This is a genomic window from Putridiphycobacter roseus, assembly GCF_003234935.1.
Lineage (GTDB): Bacteria > Bacteroidota > Bacteroidia > Flavobacteriales_D > Crocinitomicaceae > Putridiphycobacter > Putridiphycobacter roseus.
In genome coordinates, this window is sequence record NZ_QKSB01000007.1 from 148,140 (window position 1) to 173,194 (window position 25,055).

22 protein-coding genes are annotated in these 25,055 nt (G+C 33.4%); 16 read left to right on the forward strand and 6 right to left on the reverse strand.

From position 1 onward, the window contains the following. The 7 genes from DNU06_RS12315 (at position 1) to DNU06_RS12345 (ending at position 6,663) form a co-directional block, all read left to right on the forward strand. Positions 1 to 582: a riboflavin synthase gene (locus DNU06_RS12315; protein ID WP_111063648.1), complete on the forward strand. Its 582-nt coding sequence runs from the start codon at positions 1 to 3 to the stop codon at positions 580 to 582. Between the two features lie 3 nt (positions 583 to 585). After that, positions 586 to 1,305, forward strand: a complete 720-nt coding sequence (locus DNU06_RS12320) for a cell division ATP-binding protein FtsE (protein ID WP_111063649.1) — start codon at positions 586 to 588, stop codon at positions 1,303 to 1,305. Positions 1,306 to 1,316: 11 nt separating this feature from the next. After that, complete coding sequence (holB, locus tag DNU06_RS12325; protein ID WP_111063650.1) at positions 1,317 to 2,447, forward strand: DNA polymerase III subunit delta'; 1,131 nt, start codon at positions 1,317 to 1,319, stop codon at positions 2,445 to 2,447. Continuing rightward, positions 2,440 to 3,261, forward strand: coding sequence for a metallophosphoesterase family protein (locus DNU06_RS12330; RefSeq protein WP_111063651.1), 822 nt, complete (start codon positions 2,440 to 2,442; stop codon positions 3,259 to 3,261). The genes holB and DNU06_RS12330 overlap by 8 nt, the downstream gene beginning before the upstream one ends. A 112-nt stretch (positions 3,262 to 3,373) precedes the next feature. Beyond that, positions 3,374 to 4,936 carry a regulatory iron-sulfur-containing complex subunit RicT gene (ricT, locus tag DNU06_RS12335; RefSeq protein WP_111063652.1) on the forward strand — a complete coding sequence of 521 codons (1,563 nt, stop codon included), beginning with the start codon at positions 3,374 to 3,376 and terminating at the stop codon, positions 4,934 to 4,936. Next, on the forward strand, positions 4,920 to 5,393 hold the full coding sequence (locus tag DNU06_RS12340) for a gliding motility lipoprotein GldH (RefSeq protein WP_111063653.1): 474 nt from the start codon (positions 4,920 to 4,922) through the stop codon (positions 5,391 to 5,393). The genes ricT and DNU06_RS12340 overlap by 17 nt, the downstream gene beginning before the upstream one ends. A gap of 100 nt (positions 5,394 to 5,493) precedes the next feature. Further along, the gene (locus tag DNU06_RS12345) at positions 5,494 to 6,663 is read left to right on the forward strand and encodes a CotH kinase family protein (protein ID WP_111063654.1); all 1,170 of its coding nucleotides are present in this window, start codon (positions 5,494 to 5,496) and stop codon (positions 6,661 to 6,663) included. A 6-nt stretch (positions 6,664 to 6,669) separates the two neighbouring features. Here DNU06_RS12345 and DNU06_RS12350 read toward each other — a convergent pair whose 3' ends face one another. Further along, complete coding sequence (locus DNU06_RS12350; protein ID WP_158526888.1) at positions 6,670 to 8,148, reverse strand: hypothetical protein; 1,479 nt, start codon at positions 8,146 to 8,148, stop codon at positions 6,670 to 6,672. Between the two features lie 231 nt (positions 8,149 to 8,379). Here DNU06_RS12350 and DNU06_RS12355 point away from each other — a divergent pair, with 231 nt between their 5' ends. Beyond that, entirely contained in the window at positions 8,380 to 11,454 is a 3,075-nt protein-coding gene (locus tag DNU06_RS12355) for a T9SS type A sorting domain-containing protein (RefSeq protein WP_111063656.1), read from the forward strand. Here DNU06_RS12355 and DNU06_RS12360 read toward each other — a convergent pair. Then, a complete protein-coding gene (locus DNU06_RS12360) occupies positions 11,451 to 12,197 on the reverse strand; it encodes a hypothetical protein (RefSeq protein ID WP_111063657.1) in 747 nt (248 codons plus the stop codon). The two genes, DNU06_RS12355 and DNU06_RS12360, sit on opposite strands and share 4 nt — an antisense overlap. Before the next feature lie 195 nt (positions 12,198 to 12,392). Then, complete coding sequence (gene ahcY, locus DNU06_RS12365) at positions 12,393 to 13,706, reverse strand: adenosylhomocysteinase (protein WP_111063658.1); 1,314 nt, start codon at positions 13,704 to 13,706, stop codon at positions 12,393 to 12,395. A gap of 70 nt (positions 13,707 to 13,776) precedes the next feature. Here ahcY and DNU06_RS12370 point away from each other — a divergent pair, with 70 nt between their 5' ends. Then, positions 13,777 to 14,400: a 4'-phosphopantetheinyl transferase family protein gene (locus tag DNU06_RS12370; protein WP_146239235.1), complete on the forward strand. Its 624-nt coding sequence runs from the start codon at positions 13,777 to 13,779 to the stop codon at positions 14,398 to 14,400. Here DNU06_RS12370 and DNU06_RS12375 read toward each other — a convergent pair. Continuing rightward, positions 14,390 to 15,004: a DEAD/DEAH box helicase gene (locus DNU06_RS12375; RefSeq protein WP_111063660.1), complete on the reverse strand. Its 615-nt coding sequence runs from the start codon at positions 15,002 to 15,004 to the stop codon at positions 14,390 to 14,392. The two genes, DNU06_RS12370 and DNU06_RS12375, sit on opposite strands and share 11 nt — an antisense overlap. A 109-nt stretch (positions 15,005 to 15,113) precedes the next feature. On the opposite strand from DNU06_RS12375, the gene DNU06_RS12380 reads away from it, so the two are divergent. Further along, a complete protein-coding gene (locus tag DNU06_RS12380; protein ID WP_111063661.1) occupies positions 15,114 to 15,845 on the forward strand; it encodes a phosphoglycerol geranylgeranyltransferase in 732 nt (243 codons plus the stop codon). A 62-nt stretch (positions 15,846 to 15,907) separates the two neighbouring features. On the opposite strand, the gene DNU06_RS12385 is transcribed toward DNU06_RS12380, so the two are convergent. Beyond that, positions 15,908 to 16,339, reverse strand: a complete 432-nt coding sequence (locus DNU06_RS12385) for an Hsp20/alpha crystallin family protein (protein ID WP_111063662.1) — start codon at positions 16,337 to 16,339, stop codon at positions 15,908 to 15,910. Positions 16,340 to 16,594: 255 nt separating this feature from the next. Between DNU06_RS12385 and DNU06_RS12390 the strand changes: the two genes are divergently transcribed. Beyond that, complete coding sequence (locus DNU06_RS12390) at positions 16,595 to 17,026, forward strand: hypothetical protein (protein WP_111063663.1); 432 nt, start codon at positions 16,595 to 16,597, stop codon at positions 17,024 to 17,026. 194 nt (positions 17,027 to 17,220) lie between these two features. Here DNU06_RS12390 and DNU06_RS12395 read toward each other — a convergent pair whose 3' ends face one another. Next, positions 17,221 to 19,455 (reverse strand): GDSL-type esterase/lipase family protein, encoded by a 2,235-nt coding sequence (locus DNU06_RS12395; protein ID WP_111063664.1) that lies wholly within the window; start codon positions 19,453 to 19,455, stop codon positions 17,221 to 17,223. A gap of 147 nt (positions 19,456 to 19,602) precedes the next feature. On the opposite strand from DNU06_RS12395, the gene DNU06_RS12400 reads away from it, so the two are divergent. The 5 genes from DNU06_RS12400 to DNU06_RS12420 all read left to right on the forward strand — a co-directional run bounded on the left by DNU06_RS12400 (position 19,603) and on the right by DNU06_RS12420 (position 24,813). Continuing rightward, positions 19,603 to 20,475: a YicC/YloC family endoribonuclease gene (locus DNU06_RS12400; RefSeq protein WP_111063665.1), complete on the forward strand. Its 873-nt coding sequence runs from the start codon at positions 19,603 to 19,605 to the stop codon at positions 20,473 to 20,475. Beyond that, on the forward strand, positions 20,476 to 21,084 hold the full coding sequence (gene gmk / locus DNU06_RS12405) for a guanylate kinase (protein WP_111063666.1): 609 nt from the start codon (positions 20,476 to 20,478) through the stop codon (positions 21,082 to 21,084). Next, complete coding sequence (nadD, locus tag DNU06_RS12410) at positions 21,084 to 21,746, forward strand: nicotinate (nicotinamide) nucleotide adenylyltransferase (protein WP_111063667.1); 663 nt, start codon at positions 21,084 to 21,086, stop codon at positions 21,744 to 21,746. The genes gmk and nadD overlap by 1 nt, the downstream gene beginning before the upstream one ends. Before the next feature lie 418 nt (positions 21,747 to 22,164). Next, positions 22,165 to 22,944, forward strand: a complete 780-nt coding sequence (locus DNU06_RS12415; protein WP_111063668.1) for an enoyl-CoA hydratase/isomerase family protein — start codon at positions 22,165 to 22,167, stop codon at positions 22,942 to 22,944. Positions 22,945 to 23,379: 435 nt separating this feature from the next. Beyond that, entirely contained in the window at positions 23,380 to 24,813 is a 1,434-nt protein-coding gene (locus tag DNU06_RS12420; protein ID WP_111063669.1) for an oligosaccharide flippase family protein, read from the forward strand. Positions 24,814 to 25,055 lie beyond the last annotated feature (242 nt).

Here is a 25,055-nt window from a genome sequence, read left to right on the forward strand (position 1 = left end):
ATGTTTACAGGTATAATAGAATCTTTAGGTAGATTAAAAAAAATGGAAACCGAACAAACCAATGTTCATTTTACATTTGAATCAAGTTTTACGAATGAATTAAAAATTGACCAAAGTTTGGCGCACAATGGTACCTGTTTAACAGTGGTTGCTATTCAAGGAGATGAATATGTGGTAACAGCTATTGATGAAACTTTAAAAAGGACTAATCTAGGGGAATTAAAAGTCGGTGATGAAGTCAACTTGGAACGTTGTATGCAAATGAATGGGCGACTAGATGGACACATTGTTCAAGGCCATGTAGATGCTGTTGGTGTTTGTAAAGACGTGATTACCCATGATGGAAGTACGGAATTTGTTTTTTCGTATGATTATGATGAAGTTACAGTTGCAAAAGGTTCAATCACTGTAAATGGGGTAAGCCTAACCGTAGTACAATCTGAAAAGAATTTGTTTTCTGTTCATGTCATTCCTTTTACCATTGAGCATACAAATTTTAAAAATATAAATAAAGGTCAGCCAGTAAATTTAGAATTTGATATTATTGGAAAATATGTGAAAAGAATATTAGATAAGGGGTAAACAATGGAGAAAGATAATCGTATTTTTTGGATTAAAAATGGAGAAATTGCCCAGGCTGGAGTTACTATCTTAAAAAATATTAATGTAGCATTAAACAAAGGCGAGTTTGTTTATTTAATTGGTCGTACAGGAAGTGGAAAAAGTAGTTTTTTAAAAACTTTATACGGCGAGTTAACTTTGGCTGCTGGAAGTGGAAATCTAGGAGATTTTAATTTGGCAAAATATACCCGTAAACAAATTCCCTTTTTAAGAAGAGAATTGGGTATTGTCTTCCAAGATTTTCAATTGTTGAATGACCGTTCTGTGTATAAAAATTTAGAGTTTGTTATGCGGTCTACCGGATGGAAGAAAAAAGCGGCAATTATAAAAAGAGCAGAAGAAGTAATGCAATTGGTTCAATTAGAGAATAAACTAAACGTAATGCCACACCAACTGTCGGGTGGAGAGCAACAAAGGGTCGCTATTGCTAGGGCTTTGTTGAATAATCCTAAATTTATATTGGCAGATGAACCTACGGGGAATTTAGATCCAGAGACTTCTCAAGAAATTATGGCCGTTTTAAAAGCCATTGCTAAAGAAGGAACAGCTATATTGATGGCAACGCATGATTTAACTATCATGGAGCAGTTTCCCTCAAAAACTTTTAAAGTAGCCAATCAAACGGTTACCGAAGTTAGTCCTATCAATGAATTTGATCCATTTAAAACTGTTGAGTTTAATTAAATAAAGACAAAATGCAGTTTAAAGATATTATTGGACAAGAAAAAACCAAAGCACTTTTGCTGAAAGAAGCAAAAAAAGGCCGAATTAGTCACGCCCAAATGTTTATTGGGGATAAAGGAATTGGTAAGCTACCACTTGCTATGGCATTTGCGCAGTATCTATTGTGTGAATCTCCTGGTGCAAATGATTCTTGTGGAACATGTAATGCATGCGTAAAAGTAAAACAATTGGTTCATCCAGATGTTCATTATGTATTTCCAGTAGTAAAATCTGCTCAAACTAAAGTTTCAGTCTCTGATGATAGGCGTCAACAATGGAATGCTTTCGTCAAACAAAATACTTACTTTAATCTCCAAATGTGGCAAGAGTTTTTGGAGGAAATGGGTAAAAACGCACAAATTGGCGTGGATGAAAGTCGGAGTATTTTAAAAAAATTATCCCTTAAATCATATAGTGGTAAGTACAAAATAATGATTATTTGGCTACCTGAAAAAATGAATACCAGTGCAGCGAATAAACTTTTAAAAATATTAGAAGAACCACCTGAAAACACACTATTTTTTCTTGTATGTGATGCCATTGAAACTATTCTGCCAACTATTATTTCAAGAACTCAAATAATAAAGGTACCAAATCTTAAAATTGAAGAAGTAAAAAGTTATTTGATAAAAGAGAAAAATCTGCCTGAAAATCAAGCCCAATCTATTGCGAGTTTAACACAAGGTAATCTAGTAGAAGGTGTCCTCATGTCTCAAGGAGATGTTGCTAATAACCAGTATTTTGAAAGCTTTGTTAAATTAATGAGATCCGCTTATGCTATTGATGCCATTGCCTTAATGAATGTAGCGGAAGAGTTAGGTGGAATAGGTAGAGAAAATCAAAAAAACTTTTTAAGGTATAGCTTACATATGTTTCGAGAAAGTCTGATATATAATTACCTAGGGGAAGAGAAGGTAAATGTAAAAGATGAAGAAAAAGCATTTTTGAATAAATTTGCTAAATTTATTAATAATCAAAATATTACGGATTTGATTACGGCCTTTGATGAAGCAATTTATCATATTGATAGAAATGCGAATGCAAAGTTGCTCTTTTCGGATTTGGTAATTAAACTTACGAAACTCATTAAAAAAGGTGTTTAAAACATTTATCATATTCATTTGTTTAACCTCTATTCTAGCCTGTCGAAAAGAAAATATTGGCCCGCTAAAAACTGATAAATTGGATTTTGTGGTGACAGGACATGCTTATGGAAATCCATTGGTTTTTCAATGGCGACTTTATGCGCCTCTTGTGCCTGTTTTAGGAAATATTGCTGAATTTGTGAAGCCCGATAAGTTTATTTTCACTGGAGATGTGGTAGCAACTCCTAACGCAGAGAATTGGAAGAATGTTTTACAGGAATTCGATAGCTTAGGCATTGATTATTGGATTGCACCTGGTAATCACGACATAGCAACAGATTACTTTTTGGAGGAGGTACAGAGTAGTTATTTTTTGACTGAACGAAAAAAAAACAACCTGTTTTTAATTCTAAACACAAATTTTCACGGTTGGACAGTGGATGCGCAACAAGTCAATAGAATAGAGACTGAATTAAATAATTTAGAGGGAATTCAAAATGTCTTTGTGTTTACACATCATGTTTGGTGGTCCAAATTAATTTATGCGCATTTTACCGACATGGATACCATTGTAACTAATTCCGACAATTTGATTTTTGGACCGTCTAATTTTTGGATAGACGCGTTTGATTTATTTGAAAATTTAGAATTACCAGTTTATTTTTTTGCTGGAGACGTAGGAGCATATGATTTTGTTCCAGCATATAGCGAACAGCATTTTGATAATTTTCATTTTTATACTAGCGGCGTTGGAGGTGGTGTAGCAGACAATATTCTTTATGTTCAAGTTTCAGATTCTGGAAAAGTTCAAATTAAAAAAATCAACTTTTAAGTCCGAGGACGGGACAATCGTGTTAATTCACTTTTTTCCGTGAATAATTTGTGCTTAGTCTTAAAACCAATTGAGCAATAATCCTTAACTTTACATCTTAAACTTTATAAATATGGGATGCCAAAGTTGCGGAAATAGTAATGGTGTGCCTCGTGGATGTAAAAGTAACGGAACTTGCAGTTCTGGAGGGTGTAGTAAATTACCTGTGTTTAATTGGTTGGCTGACATTGAGTTGCCAAACGGTCAAAGCACTTACGATATATTAGAAATTAGATTTAAAAACAGCAGAAAGTCATTTTTTAGAAATGCAAATAACTTAAGTTTACAAGTTGGGGATGCTGTTGTTGTAGAAGCAGAACAAGGAACAGACGTTGGGGTTGTTTCTGTAGTAGGCGAATTGGCAAGAATCCAGGTAAGAAAAAAAGCACCAAACTTAAAGTCACACGAAGCACATAAAATAATAAGAAAAGCAAATACTACAGACATTGAAAAATGGGTTGCTAGTAGAGAAAAAGAAGACGAAACAATGTTCGAGGCTAGAAAAATAGCTTCTGCTTTGGCTTTGAAAATGAAAATTTCTGATGTTGAATATCAAGGGGATGGCTCAAAAGCTACTTTCTATTATACAGCGGACGAACGGGTAGATTTTCGTCAATTAATACGAGATTTAGCAGAACAATTTTCTTTGAAAATTGAAATGAAACAAATTGGTGCACGACAAGAAGCAGCAAGATTAGGTGGTATAGGCTCTTGTGGTAGAGAACTTTGTTGTTCTACTTGGTTGACAGATTTTAGATCTGTTTCAACTGCTTCTGCAAGGTACCAACAATTGTCGCTAAACCAACAAAAATTGGCGGGCCAATGTGGTAAGCTAAAATGCTGCCTGAATTTTGAATTAGATACTTATGTGGAAGCTTTAAAAGCCTTTCCTAGAAATGATATTAAACTTCAAACAAAAAAAGGAAGAGCTTTTCACGTAAAAACAGATGTTTTTAGAGGGTTAATGTGGTATTTATACGACGCAAATTCTGAAGGTGCTTCTAATGGTTTTGTGCCATTAAAGATTGAAAGAGTACACGAAATTATTGCATTGAATAAAGCGGGAGAACAACCAAATGATTTAAAAGACTTTATTGTTTTAGAGCCTGTTAAAGAACCTGATTATACCAATGTAGTGGGACAAGATAGTTTAAACAGGTTTGAGCATGTTTTTAAACGGAAAAAGAAAAAGAAACCGAGTAAAAATAAAAACAATGCGGCTCGTGCAAATGCAAATAATCCGAACAATAAAAGTAAACCACCAATAGAAACAAAAGGAGAAAATACAAATCCTCCGGCTAAAAAGAAGCCGTTTAAAAGAAAACCAGCTCAGGGAAATCAAAAGTCGCCACAGGTGTCGAACGATAAAAGTCGCCACAATAATCCAAAACCTAGGCAAGCTGAAGGAGAAGGAAAAGCAAAGGTGGTGAACAACAATAACCCAAATGCAAAAAGTGCAAAGCCAAAACCAAGGCCTAGACCAAAATCTAAACAAGCGGTGGGTGAGGGTAATACAAAAGCTGCTGCAGATAAGCCAAATCCAAATCAAGGAACAAAGCCTGCCAATACCAAGCCAAAACCAAGGCCAAATAATAGAAATAAAAGAAAACCTAAACCGAATGAAAAGGAAAGCTAAGTACTTTTTATTGGGCTGTATAAGTATGGCGTTAATTGGTTGTGATAATCAATTGATTTACGAAGAGAACCAGAAGTTTGACGATAATATATGGGTGTATGAAGACCCAAAGACTTTCGAATTCGATATCGTTGACTCCTTGTTGCCTGTAAAGTTATTTATCAATTTAAGGAACACGACAGATTACCCATACAGTAACATATACTTATTTTTACACAGTAGCTATCCTAATGGTTACAATGACATTGATACATTAGAATTTTTCCTAGCCGATCCGAAAGGTACTTGGCTAGGAGACAATTCTGGTACTGTAGTGGAAAATAGAGCTATGATTTCTAAAGGTGTTTTCCCTACAACTGGCACTTACAAATTTACCTTGGAACAAGCCATGAGAAATGACAGTCTACCAGAATTACTCGACATTGGAATGCGTGTTGAGTTGATGGTTGAAGAATGACTAAACGTGTTGTAAAACAATAAATAGCTTTTACGATTAAAATTGAGCCCTGTTAGTAAATTGCTAGCAGGGTTTTTTTATTTAATCATATATTTAACACATGAAAAAAATTTCATTGACCATTTTACTAAGCTTATCTATTGCTTTTTTTACCTGGTTTTTTTTAAAAAAACCCGTTTTTAAGCTAGATAAAATTTATTTATCAATTAGTAAAAAGGACTTTGATGAATTACAAAATATTAGAGATAAAGCCCTTGAGGTAGGGGTGTTAAAACGATCAAAAAATGATTATGTCAATTGTGAAATAAAAAAAGACAGTAGTATTCTTCCAGGAAAAGTACGATTAAAAGGAGACTGGACGGATCATTTAAATGGTAAAAAATGGTCATTTCGTGTAAAATTAGAAGATTCCTTATCAGATGGGCTAAAGGTGTTTAGTCTTCAAAACCCTAAATCAAGAGGGTATTTAAATGGCTATGTCTTTCATAGGTTATTAGTTAAAAATGGAATTCTAAGTAATGAAATGTCCTTTGTGGAGCTATTTGTGAATGAAGAGTCTTGGGGGATTTATAACTTAGAAGAGCACTTGACCGAAAGAATGATAGACCATCAACAGAAACCAAAAGGTTTAATTTTAAAATTTGAAGATGGAGAATATTTTGAAAAAGATGTCAAAAAAGAATCCACTTATGGTTTGTTAAAAACGGCAAAGATTAAAGTTTATGGTGATAAATCCAATAAGTATAAAAAGAATAAAGCCATTGAAATAATAAAAGAATACCAACAGCAGACGGATAGCGTTTATACCAATTTTGATGCTGAACTAATGGGTAAATATTATGCACTTTGTGATTTAGGTAAGGCCTATCACGCTATGGGTTGGATTAATATTCGATTTTATTATAATTTTAAGACCATGATGATGGAGCCGGTGGGTTACGATCCTTATCCTGCACTGGATTGGGCTTTGCCATATTTAGGCCAAAAAGCAATAGCAGAGCAATATAAAAAAAAACAATTTGACATTGAAAAGATTGTGTATTCAGCACTTTATAACCAGGATATCAAAGCTAAATATGAGGCGTTTATTGTACAGTTAACCGATTCTATTTATGTTGCACAATTCATGGCCGAGGAATTAAAAAAATTCCAACACTTTGAAGTTGAAATCCAAAGAGAATTCAAGTCATATGAATACGATTGGTCCTTTTTATCCAATAATGCAAAGGCTATTCGAAATGCATTAATAACGGATGGGCTATTAAATTAAAATTTATCACAACGGCTCAGACGTGGCTTTTGGTAACCCAACAGTAAATGCATTTCCATGGAAGACAGGGTAAATTAGTATTAAACGAACGATACTGAAAAATACCGCAGCACTAATGGCATTTCGTGGAATATCGAACCCATTAATTTCTAATAAAACCAACAATAAAATCAGTAGTGTTTCAAGACCAAGAACTACATAAAGCCCGTATTTATTATTTAAATAAAATACGACCAATGCAAAATCAATAATTTGAGCAAATACCGTCCACATGTCTACCCTTGAATCCAACAAGGGAATAAAACATTTTAATAGGGTAATAAATATAATGATAATCACAAGGGTCATGCTTTTTGATTTAAGCAACTCTGCAATGTTATTACGGTTATAGGTTGCTGAACGTTCAAATATAGATAGGTTGACTATCCATAAAATAATATTGATGATTGGCAGCATAGAAAAAAAATAATTCCAGGAAATCGCTTTATTGTTCGCTAAGTAAAATGCTAAGGTAATGTTTCGATAAAACCAACCTAAAAACAATAAAAACACAAAACTAAGTATGTTTTTAAAAACAATAAAAAGGATAAAACCGTTACTTATATTCCCATTTATATAGGAAGCGCCACCTAATAATTGTAAAGTATTAATGATGGATTCCAATAAAATAAATGAAAGTAATAAAATACTGGTATAGAAAATAAAGACAAACAAAGCCATATTTTTGTTCGACATAACATGTAAGAGGGATATTTTATTGAGGCTAAATTTTGTGGTATTACTTTTAACTAATTTGGTATATGTTAAGGTCAGTAAAATAAAGGGAATAGTATAAAGGGAGATTTGTGCAAGTATCGATATCGTTTGATGAAACATATCACGTATGTCAAAAATGCTTTTAAATACATGGCGATATTCTCTTGAAATAATCGACAATTGGGTGTAGGATAAGGGACCTAAGCTAAGAAAGATGAAAATGGCTATGAGTGTAAATTTTATTGCATTTTTTTTATCTGTAAATACAAGTAGAGAAAAACAGGCACTACTGCATAGTATAGGCGCAATTTCTCTAAGCAGATAGTTAGAAGGTGAGCTATATATTAAGGCTGTGAAGAGGACTAAATGTACCCCACCGGCAATCATTGCAAAATTCAATTTTTTAAGTGCTAAACCAATAAATAACCAAGTTGAAAATGTTAAAGCATAAAACCGGAAATAATGGTAGGCGTCATGTATTTTAAAACTCTCCGTAGATTGTTCTAGAATGGATGGAATAACAAAAGAAATAACAATAATGAGTAGTATCAAAAGTCCAGCAAGTTTGCCAGAAATAATTTGGGCTGACGCAGGTTCATCTTCAAAAAAAACTTGATTTGTGGTGTGGGTCATCACACTTGCTTTGTCTTCTTCAAAATTTTCACACCTGTTATCAAAGTCTGCAAACTCATCCGTTAATCCACACAATAAACCGCGATTAAAATTCATCTTTCTATGTCTACATTGCTGACAGATTTTCACCTGGTCTCTTCTTTCCATAAATTGAGTTTGAAATGCTAATATACTAGATTTTCAAGTGTAGGGCTCGGAAAAAATAAACTGCCATGTGCATCCTTAAAAAATAAATTATAAAAGATTGATTATTAGGTTTAAAGTTTTAACTATATTGCTATTGTTCGGAAAAAGTCTTTTGTTTAATCATGTTTAAGTGCCAAATAAATGAAACCATCAAAAAATAAAATAGCCATAATATTAAAAAGTCTAAAAAATATTTTTAATACTTTTTTATTTATTGCCGTCTTTGGTTCTGTAAATTTTACGCATGCACAAACTGAGGATATTGTAAGTTTCGAACAATCGGGGAATTCGATAAATAATGATGTATTAGATTTCAAAATAATTGGGGACAAAATTTTAACCCTTCTAAAAGATGGGTACAACAAAAAGTTGTTAAAAATCACTGATTTAAATACTAAACAAACAACCGATTTACTCCACCTAGAAAGTAATGCTTTCAATGTCACGTTATCTGACAGCGGCGTCTTTTATTTGACCCACGAACAATCTAATAGTTCTTTAAGACGATATCGTATACATAACGTTGATTTTAATGGAAATATATTTAAATCGAATGGTTTTTATTATAATTTGACGGCAGACCCATTGGCTATTTTTGAGACTGAATTTTACAAAGGAGAGTTTTTTATTTTCCTAAGAGATGTGGGGGAAAGTAAAGTATGGAAATCTCACGGGGAAAACCTTATTATCCCTCCTTTTTTTGAGACTGAAAATTTATTAGGCCATTTTATATTAAGCAATAAAATGGTTTTTGTAACACAAGACACCAACACGCATAATCTGATATCTACAGATGGTATTACAATTAGTAATTATCATGCTTACCCACAAACTGAGGAAATAATTAATTATCGATATTATGGGAGTTACGGACAATATGCTTACTATAATATAATTACAACAAATGATTCGGTTATTTATAGAACAGACATGACTTCTATGGGATCGAGTTTATTTTTAAGTGGTTTTGCCCCAAAAAGTATGGCGTTTAAGAATAACCAGTTTCTTTTTACTGAGGGCGTTAGTTTTAATAGTTTTGGTAGTTTTAATATTGATGATGTACTTCTTTATAAAGGTAGTTTAAATAATCCGGGACTGATTTCAGGCCACGAATTAACCTATGCAAGCAATACTAAAGCTAGTTATAATGAGAATACAGGGAATATAAATGACACCTATTTTTATGTTAACTCAATAGAACGAGGATTAGAAATAGCACACATCAACGCTTATGATTCTATTGAACTGGTTGCCGATTTGGTTCCTGGCAAAGGAAGTCCTATACCTGTTAATATTAATGGGTATAGTAATAATTATGGTGGCGTCAATAATTATTTTATGCACGCCAATAAGTTATATGCTGTATTGACAAATAGAGGAGATGATTATTTTTATTTATATGAGATTGATGGAAAGAATCTAAAATCATTGTTTAAAATCGAGCATCCTGAAGGAAATATGGTATTTTATGTGGACGATAATTATATTTATTGGTATGTAAAAAACAAGGATAGTTTAATTTTAAAACGTAGAAGTTTTTCGGATCTGGATGCACCACAACCTGCTTTTGATTCGAGTACAAATGAAGAATGGTTTCGGCAATTGAACCTCTTTTTCAGAAAAGACCCCAAAGATGTGGGGTATAAAGATATTTATCCCAAAAAAATTAGAATGGATAAAGCGCAAAATGTATTTGTTGAATTTTATATCAATCCATATGGTTCTGCAAGTGATTACAGTGTGAGCCCCTCAAATAGCACTGTAATAAACAAGTTAAAAAATGTTCATGTATTTGCAAAGTATGATAAAAATGGAACTTTACAGTGGATGAATCAAGTAGGAGGAGATTGGCATTTTAGTATGTTACCACACGAATTTGAATTAGATGCAGCGGGAAATTTAATAATAGTGGGCGGCTTTTTTCAGAATGGTGTTTTTGACGACTTAACTGTAATAAACGACCGCGCGGTAGATTTTGTTTGTAAGCTAAATGGAGCAACGGGAAAAGTGATGTGGGAAAAGAATTTATTTGAAGATTATTATACTGATAATGTTAGTTTTGAAGGTATAGCTATTGATGAATCAGACAATATTTATATCCCTTTATTTTACCGCCAATTTCAGGCTGAAACGGTAGATGGACATAAAGTCACTTCGATTAAGAGTATTGAGTCTGCCTTGATGAAATTGGATGCTGAAGGCAACGTGCTGTGGCTAAAAAACACCCCTACTCCTTGGTTAGATTATCATGGTTATTCTCGTGTTTTTAATTACAACGCTTCGAATAAAACCATTGTAACAGTTCAAAATCAAATGTATTATAATACTTGGATGTCTTGTGCATATAAAGGGCAAAATGCTTTTGTGCAAACTTTTGATTTGGACGGTAACCTAATGGATACCCTTCAAATTGGCGGAAATGATATGACGAGTTTGACAGAAGCGACATTTACCGAAGATGGGAATTTTTTTGGTATGGGATATTATAGAAATCATTTAGGTTTTGGTCCCTTTGAGGCTGTTTCATCCCCTTCGGGCAGCTGCTATACAATTGAGGGTTTTAAATTTAAATATGATAAGCAATTCAATAAGATGGAAAGCGCTAGCACAACGGTGGATAATGAAGTGTTTTATCCAATTGATTTAAGGAAAACAAAAGATAATATTTATGTATTAGGAACGGATAAAGACTATATGTTACAGTTGCTAAAGTTTACAACTAGTGGTGATTATGTGGGTGTTAAATATCTAAATCAGTGGGCCGATTTAAGTGAATTTCAGTTTGATAATTCATTTGATATTAATGATGAATATATTGTATTACTAGGCCAAAACTTTAAAAAAGACACGAGTCTTTCTGTTCGGCCGCTTGTTAATTTCACAAAATCTGCATGCCTCTTAAAAATTAAAAATGAAGGCTGGATCAATGAAGGCAATCGATTTGAACCAATTAATCTCGAAATTCCAGCGGCTTTTACTGATTTTGTGATTTACCCTAATCCATTTAATGAGGTGATTCATCTCACTTTTGATCAGCAAGAAATTGGATACAATCATTTTGTGATTCATGAACTCAGTGGCAAATTCATCCATGAAGGAGATTTAAACAAATTTCAATACCAAAGCATTGACTTGTCCTACTTGATTAGTGGCGTGTATGTCCTTACTTTTACTGGACCTGACAAATCAATGACTTATAAAATTGTCAAGCTTTAATGTGCCATCAACATGTGGTATACAATTTCGGTCAACTTTAATTGTGCATCAAAATGTCCTTTTTGTGCTTCAATGTTGAGGTAGTCAATTCCGTTAATGCCACAAAAAACCGATAGGGAACCATCATTGACAAATTTGACATTGTCTTGCAAAATTACATTCACATCTGCTGCTTTCAAATGATGAAAAAAATCGACAGAAGTGGTATACACAAAATCATCTGCATCCCATTTATCACTGACGTGGATGTCGGCTGTGTTCTTTGCTTCTTCTCCTTCCGGTAGGTAGCTTTTAATGGTGTATTCCACGTCCGTGTTGTTATGCATGGTTACAATGGTTTTAAAGGGCTTAATCAGGCTTAAAATAGTATTGGCTAATTTGGCCGCTTCGTTGTTCGCTTTAAAGGCAAATGGTCGCCAAGGTGCAATGGTTTTTCTCCTTCCTTTCTTCGTATAAATTCGATTTGGGTCTATTGAAAATTCACGTTTGCCCACATTATAAAACACCCGACGGGTTAATTGGTGATGTAAATAAACAAAATTAATGGCGTGTCCTTGTCCAAATGCCTTACTCACCTCAATACTCGTTTGTTCGTCTTCGTGCATATTAAAAAACAAGACTTTTGATGCTGGCGCATTAAATGCTTTTACCAACTGAATGGTGGAATCGCCAAGGGTAATGTTTGAAGTTTGAGTCATAGCAAAAAATGGAAATAATAGAACAAGTAAAAAAGTAATCTTCATAAATTCACATTGTAAACTCAAAGGTAGCATTTTCAAATTAATTGTTTTTAACAAGCAAGTTCACTAGTTTTTTTGCGAACTGATGCAGTCGAAGGCAAAAAAAAAACCACCCGTCAAAGACGAATGGTTTTAAATCTATTTTCTAGCAGCGCAGCGGTCTAATGTCTAGCATCTAGTAGCGCAGCGGTCTATCTATTAATATCTATAGTGCTCTACTTTGTATGGTCCTTCAACAGGCACATCAATATAGTCAGCTTGCTCTTGAGAAAGAACTTCTAACTCAACACCAATTTTAGCCAAGTGCAAGAATGCTACTTTTTCATCTAAATGTTTAGGTAACATATATACCTTGTTCTCATATTTATCTGAATCTTTCCATAACTCAATTTGAGCTAAAGTTTGATTTGTAAAAGAGTTAGACATTACAAAAGAAGGGTGTCCAGTTGCACAACCTAAGTTTACTAAACGTCCTTCCGCTAATAAAATAATTTCGTTTCCGTTACTATTTAATTTGTAAAGATCAACTTGTGGTTTAATGTTATCTTTTGAAGCGTTATCTTTTAGGTATTGTACATTGATTTCATTATCAAAGTGACCGATATTACAAACGATTGTTTTATCCTTCATCATTTCGAAATGTTCTCCTCTAATGATGTCAAAGTTTCCAGTTGTAGTCACTACAATGTTAGCTCTGTCAATACAGTTTTCCATTTTTTTAACTTCAAAACCATCCATTGCAGCTTGTAAAGCACAAATTGGATCAATTTCAGTTACAATAACTCTTGCACCAGCACCTCTTAATGAAGCAGCAGAACCTTTTCCAACATCACCGTAACCTGCAACAACTGCAACTTTACCAGCCATCATTGTATCAGTAGCTCTTCTAATTGCATCAACTAAAGATTCTTTACAACCGTATTTGTTATCAAATTTAGACTTAGTTACAGAATCGTTCACGTTAATTGCTGGCATTACCAACGTTCCGTTTTTCATTCTTTCGTATAATCTATGTACACCAGTAGTAGTTTCTTCTGATAAACCTTTAATGTCTTTACACAATTCAGGATATTTATCAAACACCATGTTGGTTAAATCTCCACCATCATCTAAAATCATATTCAATGGTTTACCACCTTCAAAACCTTTAATGGTTTGGTCGATACACCAATCAAACTCTTCGTCAGATAAACCTTTCCAAGCAAAAACAGGAACTCCTGTTGCAGCAATAGCAGCAGCGGCTTGATCTTGAGTTGAAAAAATATTACAAGAAGACCAAGTAACTTCAGCACCTAATGCTGTTAAAGTTTCAATTAAAACAGCAGTTTGAATGGTCATGTGTAAACATCCAGCAATTCTTGCTCCTTTTAAAGGTTGCTCCTCCTTGTATTCTTCTCTTAAAGACATTAAACCTGGCATTTCTGCTTCAGCTAATATAATCTCTTTTCTTCCCCACGCCGCAAGGCTAATATCCTTAACTTTGTATTTTAATTTTTCTTGTGTATTACTCATTGTATATAAAATTTCTTATAATTACGGTGCAAAAGTACGAAACTACTTTCAAATAAAAGAATAATTTATTTTGAAATATTGGATTGAAGATATTGTTGAAACAGCCTTTGTGCACATTAAACTACTACATTACAACCCTAGTTTAATGCATAACTTGGATATGGAATTGCTTTCTGAAACAGAAAAAGCGACTTGTATGGCCTATGGCTCAGAAAAAAGAAGACTTGAATTTTATTACACACGTAAATTGTGGCGAGAATTTGGAGATGGTGAAAAAGTAAAATATAGTAAAAGTGGTAAACCCATTATTGATAATGGTTATTTGAGTATTTCTCATTCGCACAATTGTATCGCCATTGCTTACTCTGCTCAATATGAACTTGGCTTGGATATTGAGCCAGTTTCTGAAAAAATAAATAAAGTACGGCATAAATTCTTACACCCAAAAGAGACTTTTATCGATCTAAAAAACTTGACCAAAGCCTGGTGTATAAAAGAGGCGGTTTATAAATTAATGGACATGGATGATGTCTTTTTTATGGACAATATTTATTTGGATTCCGTGCAAAACGATCAATTTGCAATTATAGACATAGCAGGGATTGAAATTAAACCGCAATTTAAAATAATGGAGTTAAAAAATGACATGATGTTGGCTTGGGCTTTTCACCCACATCCGGAGCTTAAAATATAATTTTTCTAGCCTTAGGCATAATCAATTCATTTAAAATAGCCATTTTGCTATTGAATGCTTCTCCGAATATTAAATGTTGACATTTGGTTAAACTTTCTGAAATTCTTGCAATGTCTGTATGAAACTCTTTTCGGATAATAAAATCAGCATCATGTACACAGAATGTTTGTATTTTATTGAGGTTGATGGAATTTAAGAAATACAACTTACTCAAACGCTTAGGTGTTGCAATTACTATGTCAACGCCGTAATAAATCTCATCTTTTTGGTGTTCGATTAATTTTTGCTCGTAAGCACAATAGGTCCTAATATCTGAATTGTATTTGGTGATTTTCACAATTTTTTCTTCCAAGGCTAAAGCTGCTTCTTTATCTTTTACCAAAATTAGCGCACGTGGCGCATCTTCAAAAGCTTCAAAATTTAATTTATGCAATATGGCAAGCAGCATGGTGGTTGTTTTACCGCAACCTTTTGGCCCAATTGCAAATAAGTCAGCTCCTTGTTTAATGATAGGTAAGGTTTTAGCTTGAAACTCATTTGGTGCAGTAATGCCATCTTCCGCTAAAATTGCAAGTAATTCAGGATTTATTTTTTTAAAGGACATGGTAAAAATATTTTTCACTACAAAGGTATCATTCTATTGATAAACTCGCTTTCATTTGGGCACTCTTGTTTCATATTTTGAAATAAAAATATGATTATATTTACTGCCAATGAATTCAATTCAACAAAAACTAAAAGACGGTAAAAGAAAAATTGCTATTTTAATTGATCCAGAAAAAATGCATTCGGAGGTGCGGTTAGTGCCTTTGTTGAAAAAAATAAACCTGTTAAAGCCTGACTTTATTTTTGTTGGGGGATCGACGGTTACAGCTCAGGAAATTAATACCTGTATTGCAATTATTAAGGCGCTTACCACTATTCCAGTAGTAATTTTTCCTGGAGCGCAAACGCAAGTTTGTCCAAATGCAGATGCCATTTTGTTTCTTTCTTTAATTTCAGGTAGAAATCCTGATTATTTAATAGGGCACCAAGTAAAGTCTGCACATTTAATTAAGGAAATGAAATTAACCCCAATTCCTACAGGATATATTTTAATTGATGGTGAAAAAAATTCATCTGTAGCTTATGTGAGCCAAACTACCCCGATACCAAACGACCAAATATCTATTGCAGTTAAAACAGCTATTGCAGGACAAATGTTAGGATTAAGTACCATTTTTATGGATGCTGGCTCGGGAGCTAAACGCGCTATTAATGCAGAAATGATTGCTGCTGTTAAATCAAATATTACAATCCCGTTAATTATTGGGGGTGGTATACGGACTATTGATGGGGTTGATGCTGCTTTTGAAGCAGGAGCAGACGTGGTAGTCATTGGAAATAAGGTGGAAGAAGATATGGATTTTTTGCTGGATTTAAAAAATTGCTTATACCAAAAATAAAAAACCCCTGAATAAATTCAAGGGTCTTTTTACACTATTTATAAAATGAAGAAGTTCGTTTGTTAGTTAATTGCTATTTCTCTTGCTGGTTTTGGTTTTGCTTCTTCTTTTTTTGCAATGTTGATGGTTAAAATACCATCAAAATAATTTGCAGTTATACTTTCCGTATCTACGGATTCAGGTAAGTTAAAGTCTCGTTTAAAAGAGGAAAAACTAAACTCTTTTCTAGTATATTTATCCTGATTTTCTTCTTTTTTCTCTTCTACTTCTGCAGATACGCTTAATATATTTTCATTCAAGTTAATTTTGAAATCCTCTTTTTTCATACCTGGGGAAGCCAAGGCTAAACTGAAGCCGTTTTCGTTCTCCTTAATGTTTACTGCGGGCTCATTTATTCCTCTTTGAACGGCAGTTTGAGGCGTTAATACGTTGTTTTCAAATAAGTCGTTCCAAATTGCTGGAAAAAAAGGGTTTGTTTTTTTAGTTAATGTCATTGTCTTGTGTTTTTAGTTAAACTTTTTACAATTAACCTCTCTTCAATTTCAGTACCAAAGCATTTTTTAGTTCAAAAAGTCAGTTTCAGACAATTAAACACGACAAAATGGCAGTAAGGCTAGTCCTTTACAGACAAAAAGTCTGCATATTGTTGTTTAGTACATTTCAGTTTATATAGAATAAGCTTTAACAACTGTTAACAAGTCAGTTAGGAATATTTGTATACTTTTGCTTCATCTCTAAATATTAGGATTATGAATAAAATGTTACTGTATTCCACTGTGTTATTGGTTTTTTCTGCTTGTCAAAAAATTGATAATTACGATCAATTAGATTTGTTAACCGATAAGGAATGGGCGCTGACTAGTATTTCAGAAAATGGAATTGAAATTGCGGATTCTTGTGAATTAGATAACAGTATTTTATTCAGTAAAGACGGGAAGGTTTCCAATCAATTTGGGGCAATTAATTGTAATGAGGAGTACGGTTTTGATGAATGGAAATTTGCGCAAGAGTATAGTCTCATTAAGTTAAAATTTAAAATCGCAGGTAAGGGACTCAATGGTGGAGTGGGGATAGAACGAAGAGAAGTACTTGAATTAAGTGAAAATAGGTTATTACTTAAAGAAAATGTAGCATCCCAAGTTCAAGGAATGCCAAAAATATATACTTACCAATACCAATAATTAGTTTTTTAAACCAATGGCTTTGTGCTGCAGTAAATCATAGATTAGTTGAAAGCTTGGGTTTCGTGCAACCTTTTATAGGTTCTTTTTACACGAAATGAATGAAAACAAATGAATAGGAGCATAAATACTTTCATGGGGTCAAATTTCCCATGTAGTAAATAAAAGTATTTAATTATCTTTAATTTAACTGATTAATTCTTAATAAATGGAATTGTAGTTGTTTCATTTGAAGACTTGATTTTTATAAAATAATTCCCCTCGGGTAATGCAGAAATGTCTGCTGGAATTGTAATGTTTGATCGAATCATTTTTCCATCAATACCAATCAAGTCAATTCGCTCAATTTCTGCCGCCGTTTTTATGTTAATCCAATTTGTAGCTGGGTTTGGAAATAATTGAATAGTGGTTGCTACTGTTTTTGAAAGTCCTACTAAATTCGCAACACCTACAATTAACTCATCACTTGCTGTACAACCTAAACTGTCTTCTCCAGTTAAAGTAACATAGTGAATGCCTACGCCCAAGTCTGCAGCTGCTATGGTAAGAATATCATCCGTACTTCCATCTTGCCAATACCAATTGTTTAAGTGTGATGGTACGTTAAATGTAATACTGTCTAAAATGTCAATGATGGTATCGTTACCTAATGAAAATTCATAATCAGAAACATATACTGTCGCAGGGTATTTACCAGAATTACAAGTGCCGTATGAGGTATTAGCATAAGAATAACGGAAATCACAATTTAAGTCTCTTGGGAAATAATTATTGGTGAAATTATAACTGATGCCACTACCTGTAAAAATAGAGAGTTGTGCATTGCTTCTAGTTTTTGAACTCGACATTGACAAGTATCCCAACTTACTATTGGCGTTGGTCATTTGAAAATAAAATCCAATGGTATCATTTGCCATTGCATTAAATGTTGGCAATTTAAAGTAGGTAAGTGCTAAACTATCAGTTACCATTGCGGTACTTGTGGTAAGTAAAGTCCAACTACTTGCATTGTTTTCATGACCTAAATAACTTCCTAATTTGTAATATATGTCAACAGATTCTTGACCGGTATTTAGGATTTTTAAACCTACACTGTCCAAAATTAAATCGGCATTAGGCATCATGTTTAGCATTGCACCATTGAAATTAATATTCGAAGTTTGCGTTGTTCCCAAATTTCCTCCGTAAAACAATGGTCCTCGCACTGATTCAACATACCAAGTTTGACTGGCAGAGATGAATGGTGTTTGAAAAACGTTTCCAGAATGTATTGCTGTGTTAGCGCTACTATTTTGGTACCATTGCACTGAGTCCCCCAGAATAGCAGGAACTGCCAATAATCCCATACCTGGATCACATAAGGTATCCAACAATAAAAGAGGGCTAGGGCGTCCCGTTGTGCTGATAAATAAGGAAAGGGTGTCATTGCCAATTGTGGTATCATTAAAAGCAACTGAATTCGCAAATACATGGTAGTTTCCTGCTTGAAAAGTGTTGATGTAAAAATTGAAGGTATCAATTGCACAAGCAGCAATTGGCATAATGGGAAGTGTTTGCGTGTTTGTTAATCCAGTATTAAGGTGTTGGACCGACAAATTTAAAATTCCGTTTAAAGTATCTAAAATTCCATGGTTGGCAATAACCACTTGTATATAATCACTAGAGTCTCCGCAATTGGACACAAACTCATGGATAAATGAATTTACACTGTAGTCTACTGTGCTACTCGCACTATATAAATAATCTAAAATATTTGCCAACTTTACACGGGCCAATAACACTGCATGTGCTGTGTCGTTAATATGTACCCCATCTCCCGAATTGTAGACAGGATCTATGGTATGGTCAGCTAAAGCAAATCCTGTCCAAAAATCAATGGTAAATGGATCAAATATGGATGTTATTGAGTCTTTTAATTCATATTGTAGGTTCAGTTTATTGGTGTCTGAAAAATTTCTGGGTTGCGTCGTACATATCCAAATGGGTACATTATTGAGGTTCGACAATTGAAAAATACTGTCCAAATTGTACATTTGTTCTGCGTAATTATAGCCTCCAGCAACGTCATTTGAAGGCATGTTGACGATAATAGCGTCTGGGTTTAAAGCCAATGCTGCAGTAATGTTTTTGTTTACATCTGGACTTGGTCTTCCTGCTGGTTGAATAAATCCGGTTGGCATTATTTTATAAGTATTGTATCCACCTACAGCTAAGTTAACCACTTCATTGTTCGGATTGATGCTCTCTAAATAGTTTCTATAACGATTTACCCATGCACTGTCAGAATTGGATACTCCAGCACCCGCTGCGGTAGATGATCCGAGGACAACAATTTTATAAGACTCTAGTTGTGCGCAAGGATTATTTTGACTATGGCCGACAAATATGAAAAAATGAACGAAAAAAAAATAGGATAAATATTTAATCATATTGGGTGTTTTTGGATTTATTAGCACCTTTTTTAAAGGAGGTTTTAAATATACACATAATTTATATGACCTTTGAAGGGTGAAAATTAGAACCTCGCTTTTACTATCCTATTATTTTCTCTTATCTTCGTATAAAATATAAGATTCATGTTGCAATCAATGACTGGTTTTGGTAAAGCCACAGCCAACTTTAAAAATAAAAAAATTACAGTTGAAATTAAATCACTGAATTCAAAAAACTTAGACCTTTTTGTACGTATACCACATATTTACAAGTCAAAAGAAATTGAATTGAGAAAATTAATTGGCGACCAATTGGACCGTGGAAAAGTAGAGTGTATTATTAATATTGAGTCTAACGGAGAGAAAAGCAATACGGTGATTAATAAAGCCGTAGTTGCAAATTATTACGAGCAATTGACTGCCATTAAATCAGCCTTGAATTTGAAGGATGACAACCTTTTGGAAATCATTACCAAAATGCCTGATGTTTTTTCAACAGCCGAAGAAGAAGTAGATGAAGGAGAATGGCAAGCCTTATATGATTTAACGAAGATAGCTTTGGTTAATTTGGTTGATTTCAGATTGCAAGAAGGTAAATTATTAGCGGATGAATTTAGCATGAGAATTTCAAATATTGAAAGTTCATTTAATGCAGTCCCAAATTTTGAAGCCGCGAGAATAGATGGGATTAAAGAAAGAATTGAAAGTAATTTAGAGGAGTTTGTTGGATTGGCTAAAGTGGATAAAAACCGCTTTGAACAAGAGTTGATTTATTACATAGAAAAAATCGATATTGCTGAAGAGAAATTAAGACTAAATGGTCATTTAAATTACTTCAGAGAAATCTTAGCAGAACCTAAATCACAAGGAAAAAAATTAGGATTTATCGTACAAGAAATTGGCAGAGAAATTAATACTTTAGGTTCTAAATCCTACCATGCAGAAATGCAAAAGTTGGTGGTGGAAATGAAAGATGAACTTGAAAAAATTAAAGAGCAAATTTTAAATACACTTTAAATGAATACATCTGGACATATAGAAAAACCATTTTGGGGTGATTTACCAGGTAAATGTATCATATTTTCAGCCCCCAGTGGTGCTGGAAAGACCACGATTGTAAAATATTTATTGAGACAAATACCAAATCTTAGCTTTTCCATCTCGGCGGCAAGTCGGCAGCCTAGAGGAAAGGAAGAGAGTGGCGTAGATTATCATTTTTTTACTGTAGCTCAATTTAAGGAGCGTATTGAAAAAAAGGAATTTGTGGAATGGGAAGAAGTCTATACCAATAACTTTTATGGGACTTTAAAATCGGAAGTATTAAAGGCCTGGAAAAATAACAAAATTGTCGTTTTTGATGTAGATGCCTTAGGTGGAAAAAACCTTAAAAGTATTTTTGGTGAACGCTCCATCTCTATTTTTATCAAACCACCTTCATTATTTGTATTGGAGCAAAGGTTAAAAAATAGAGGGACCGAAACACCGGAACAAATTAAGATGCGATTGGATAAAGCCAACGAGGAAATTGCACATGCAGACGATTTTGATTATACCTTATTAAATGATAATTTAGAACATGCTTGTGCAGAAATTAAAGTAATTATTCAAGATTTTATACAAACTTAATGAGTGATTTAGTTAGTGATTTAATCCATTCCTTTGTACCTGACCGAGAAAAGTCGGGTAAGGTAATAGGACTATTTTTCGGGTCTTTTAACCCCATTCATATTGGTCATTTAATTTTGGCCAATCACTTTGTAAATACTAACGAATTGGATGAGGTATGGTTTGTGGTTTCACCGCAAAACCCACATAAATCTAAAGCTTCTTTACTGGATGAAAAACACCGATTGGCTATGGTGAAAGAGGCTATAGATGATAACCTTAAATTAAAGGCTTCAGATATAGAATTTGACCTGCCGATACCTTCTTATACTATTGATACTTTAGCTTATTTAAAAGAAAAACATCCAACTTATCAATTCGCTTTAATTATGGGGGAGGATAATTTAAGGTCTTTTCATAAATGGAAGAATTTTGATGTGATTCTAGAGAAATATCCCATTTTTATTTATCCACGGGTCTATACCGTTCAAGAATTGGCAAAGACAGAGGCTTTGAAAGAAAATGAACTTTTAAAGCATCCACACGTTCAAATGGTAGATGCGCCATTAATGAAAATTTCTTCAAGCTTTATTCGTCGCGCCATTCAAAATAAAAAAAGCATTCAGTATTTGGTTACCGAACCAGTTCGAAAATATTTGGATGAAATGAATTTTTATCGATAAGTCCATCCAATAGTAAACATGTTTGACTCTTCCGTATGGCGCATAGAGGAAAGTATATGGGTGTCTAGGTATGTACTCAGGATGCACTTTTGTTCTCGATACATTTTTAATTCAAACTGCCGTTTTCATTAAGAACACTCGAACGGACAACCCAAAACAACAATCCGTTCGAGAAGTGCCTATAACGGTTTTCATGCAAAGGGAAACAAAGTGTCAGTTCGAGAGGTTTTTTAAAAGGTTGGTGTAGCGAATTCTTTTATAAAATTGCGCTGCACTAAACTTGTTGAAGTGTATCGAGAACAGTTTCGGCGAAAGTAGCCCGATAAAAACATCTACTTGTTAACAATAATAAACGCCCACGCTTTAAAAATTAACGCATTCTTATTACTTTTATAATTCCATTAAAATAAACCGACAAATGAGTGAATCAAATATAATTATACAAGAAAATGGTCATGTTTTAACTGTTACCATTAACCGTCCAAATCAATTAAATGCTTTAAATCGTGAAACGATTTTAGAATTACATGAGGCTTTAAAAAGTGCCAATCAAGACGAAAATATTGGTGTTGTTATTTTGACTGGATCGGGTGAGAAAGCTTTTGTCGCTGGTGCAGATATAAAGGAATTTGCAAATTTTAAACCGAGTGAAGGTCAAGAATTATCCGCTTGGGGACATGAAATATTATTTAATTATATAGAAGCTATGGATAAGCCAGTAATTGCTGCCATAAACGGTTTTGCTTTAGGGGGAGGTCTTGAATTGGCAATGGCTTCACATATTAGGGTTGCTTCAGATAATGCAAGAATGGGGTTACCAGAAGTTTCTCTAGGTGTAATTCCTGGTTACGGTGGAACCCAAAGATTGACGCAATTGGTAGGGAAAGGAAAAGCTTTCGAAATGATTGCTACTGCTGGAATGATAAATGCAGATGAAGCACTTCAATGGGGTTTGGTGAACCATGTCACTACGCCCGAGGAATTAATCGCATTAGCAGAGAAAATTGCAGCTAAAATATTAAAGAACTCTCCAAATGCTATTGGCGCGGCCATTCGTGCTGTAAATGCTAACTTTAAAGATGGCCTAAATGGCTATGATAAAGAAATAGAAGAGTTTGGCAGATGTTTTGGTACTCCAGAATTTGTGGAAGGTACGACTGCATTTATGGAAAAAAGAAAAGCAGAATTTAGGAAATAATTCTTTTAAGAATTATTTCAAGCATCAAATATTCAAATTACAAATCTCAAAAAGTTCAAATATGGACGAATGAGTAGCTTAAAAAAAATTTCTTTGACTGATAAGAAACCATATGATTTAGAAGAGCGAACTTTTTTGTTTATAGCGTAAAAGTTAGCTGAAAATAGACGAAAGAAGCCATATTTTGGTTGAGATTAATAAATGACACAAATGATTTAAATAACCAAGAGCAGTTATTATACCTAATTCAAGAAGGAGAAGAAATGAAGAAAATATTGTCATCAATTATTGAAAAAACATAAGTGGGTTAGGGAGAAGTGTTCAAATATTTTTTCACTTTTTTTGAATTTGAATATTGCGGATTGAGATTTGATTTTTTTGAGATTTTAGTATGAAAAATATGAAGTTATTTAACAAAGCGATTAAGTAGAAATTGTGTCAGTAATAAAAAAACTAGCAGGTCAAACGGCCATTTATGGTTTGTCTTCCATTGTCGGTCGACTTCTCAACTATCTGCTAGTGCCCTTGCATACCTACTTTTTTACCACTTCTGAATATGGTGTAATTAGTGAATTTTATGCTTATGTAGCTTTCTTAGTGGTATTTTTAATGTTCGGGATGGAAACTACGTTTTTCCGTTTCGTTAATGGCGCGAAAGACAAAGAGAAAACTTTTAATCAGGCTTTTTCTATTGTTTTGTCTATTAATGTCGTGTTTTTGGGAACAGTTCTACTCTTTGCGCAACCTATTGCCAGTTGGATGATGTATCCCGAACATGCTAATTATGTAATTTGGTTTGCATTTATATTGGCTTTTGATGCTTTAAGTGCTGTTTTATTAGCGAAATTGAGGTTCCAAAATAAGGCTAAAAAGTTTGCTTTAATTCAATTGTCATCCATTGGGGTTACTATTATTTTAAATTTATTTTTCTTATTTGTTTTACTCCCAATTTATCCAGAATTTGGTATCGGCTTTATTTTTATTGCGAATTTATTTGCTAGTCTAATTAAGCCTTTGTTTTTGTGGAAAGAAATTAAAGCCATTCGGTTAGTGTGGGATAAATTTCTGGTGAGAACCATGGTAATATTTGCTTTGCCTATGGTGATTGCTGGTTTTGCTGGAATTGTTAATGAAACCATTGATAGAATTTTATTAAAACGATTACTTATTGACAAAGGAGTGGAATACGCCCAGTCTCAAGTCGGAATTTACTCGGCCAATTATAAGCTATCCATTATTATTACACTGTTTATTCAGGCTTTTAGATATGCTGCAGAACCTTTCTTTTTTGCACAAGAACATAATAAAGATAAAGCAAAAATTTATTCAACAGTCATGACTTATTTTGTCATTGTTGTTTCACTCATTTTTCTTGGGGTCACCTTGTATTTAGATATTTTTAAATGGTTCATTAATGAACGTTATTGGGAAGGATTAAAAGTGGTGCCTATTTTATTAATGGCCAATATATTTTTAGGTATCTATTACAACCAATCTATTTGGTATAAGTTGGCCAATAAAACTAAATTTGGTGCTTATATCGCTATCGGAGGTGCAATCATTACGCTTTCGCTTAATATTTTGTTTATACCCCATTTTGGTTATGTGGGGTCAGCTTGGGCAACTTTAATTGTTTATTTTTTAATGATGCTGGCTTCCCATTTTCTAGGACAGAAATATTATCCCATTAAATATAATCTAAGGAAGGTCTTGACGTTTATAATAGTAGCTTGGTTACTCTACTTATTGAGTCGTTTGGTGCAATTTGATAACGGAATATTACAATATGGTTTCAGAACTATATTGTTATTTGTATTTGTTGGAGTAGTCTTTTTTATTGAAAATCCGTTGAAATTGTTACAAAAATAAAACAGTACTTTATCAATTGTTATGCAACAATGAAATAGATGTTTTGCTATCAAATAATGCTTTATAAAACTGGTAGGGAGGTTTTACTTTAAAGATTTTAATTCAAAAATAGCCTGCATTTTTTTTCTACACCTTACTTTATTTGAACTGCTTTTATGACTAAATATATGTAATAGGTTATTTGGTAAATAGAAAACCCATGTTATACCAATTGTATTAATGTTATATTTATGGAATAAATT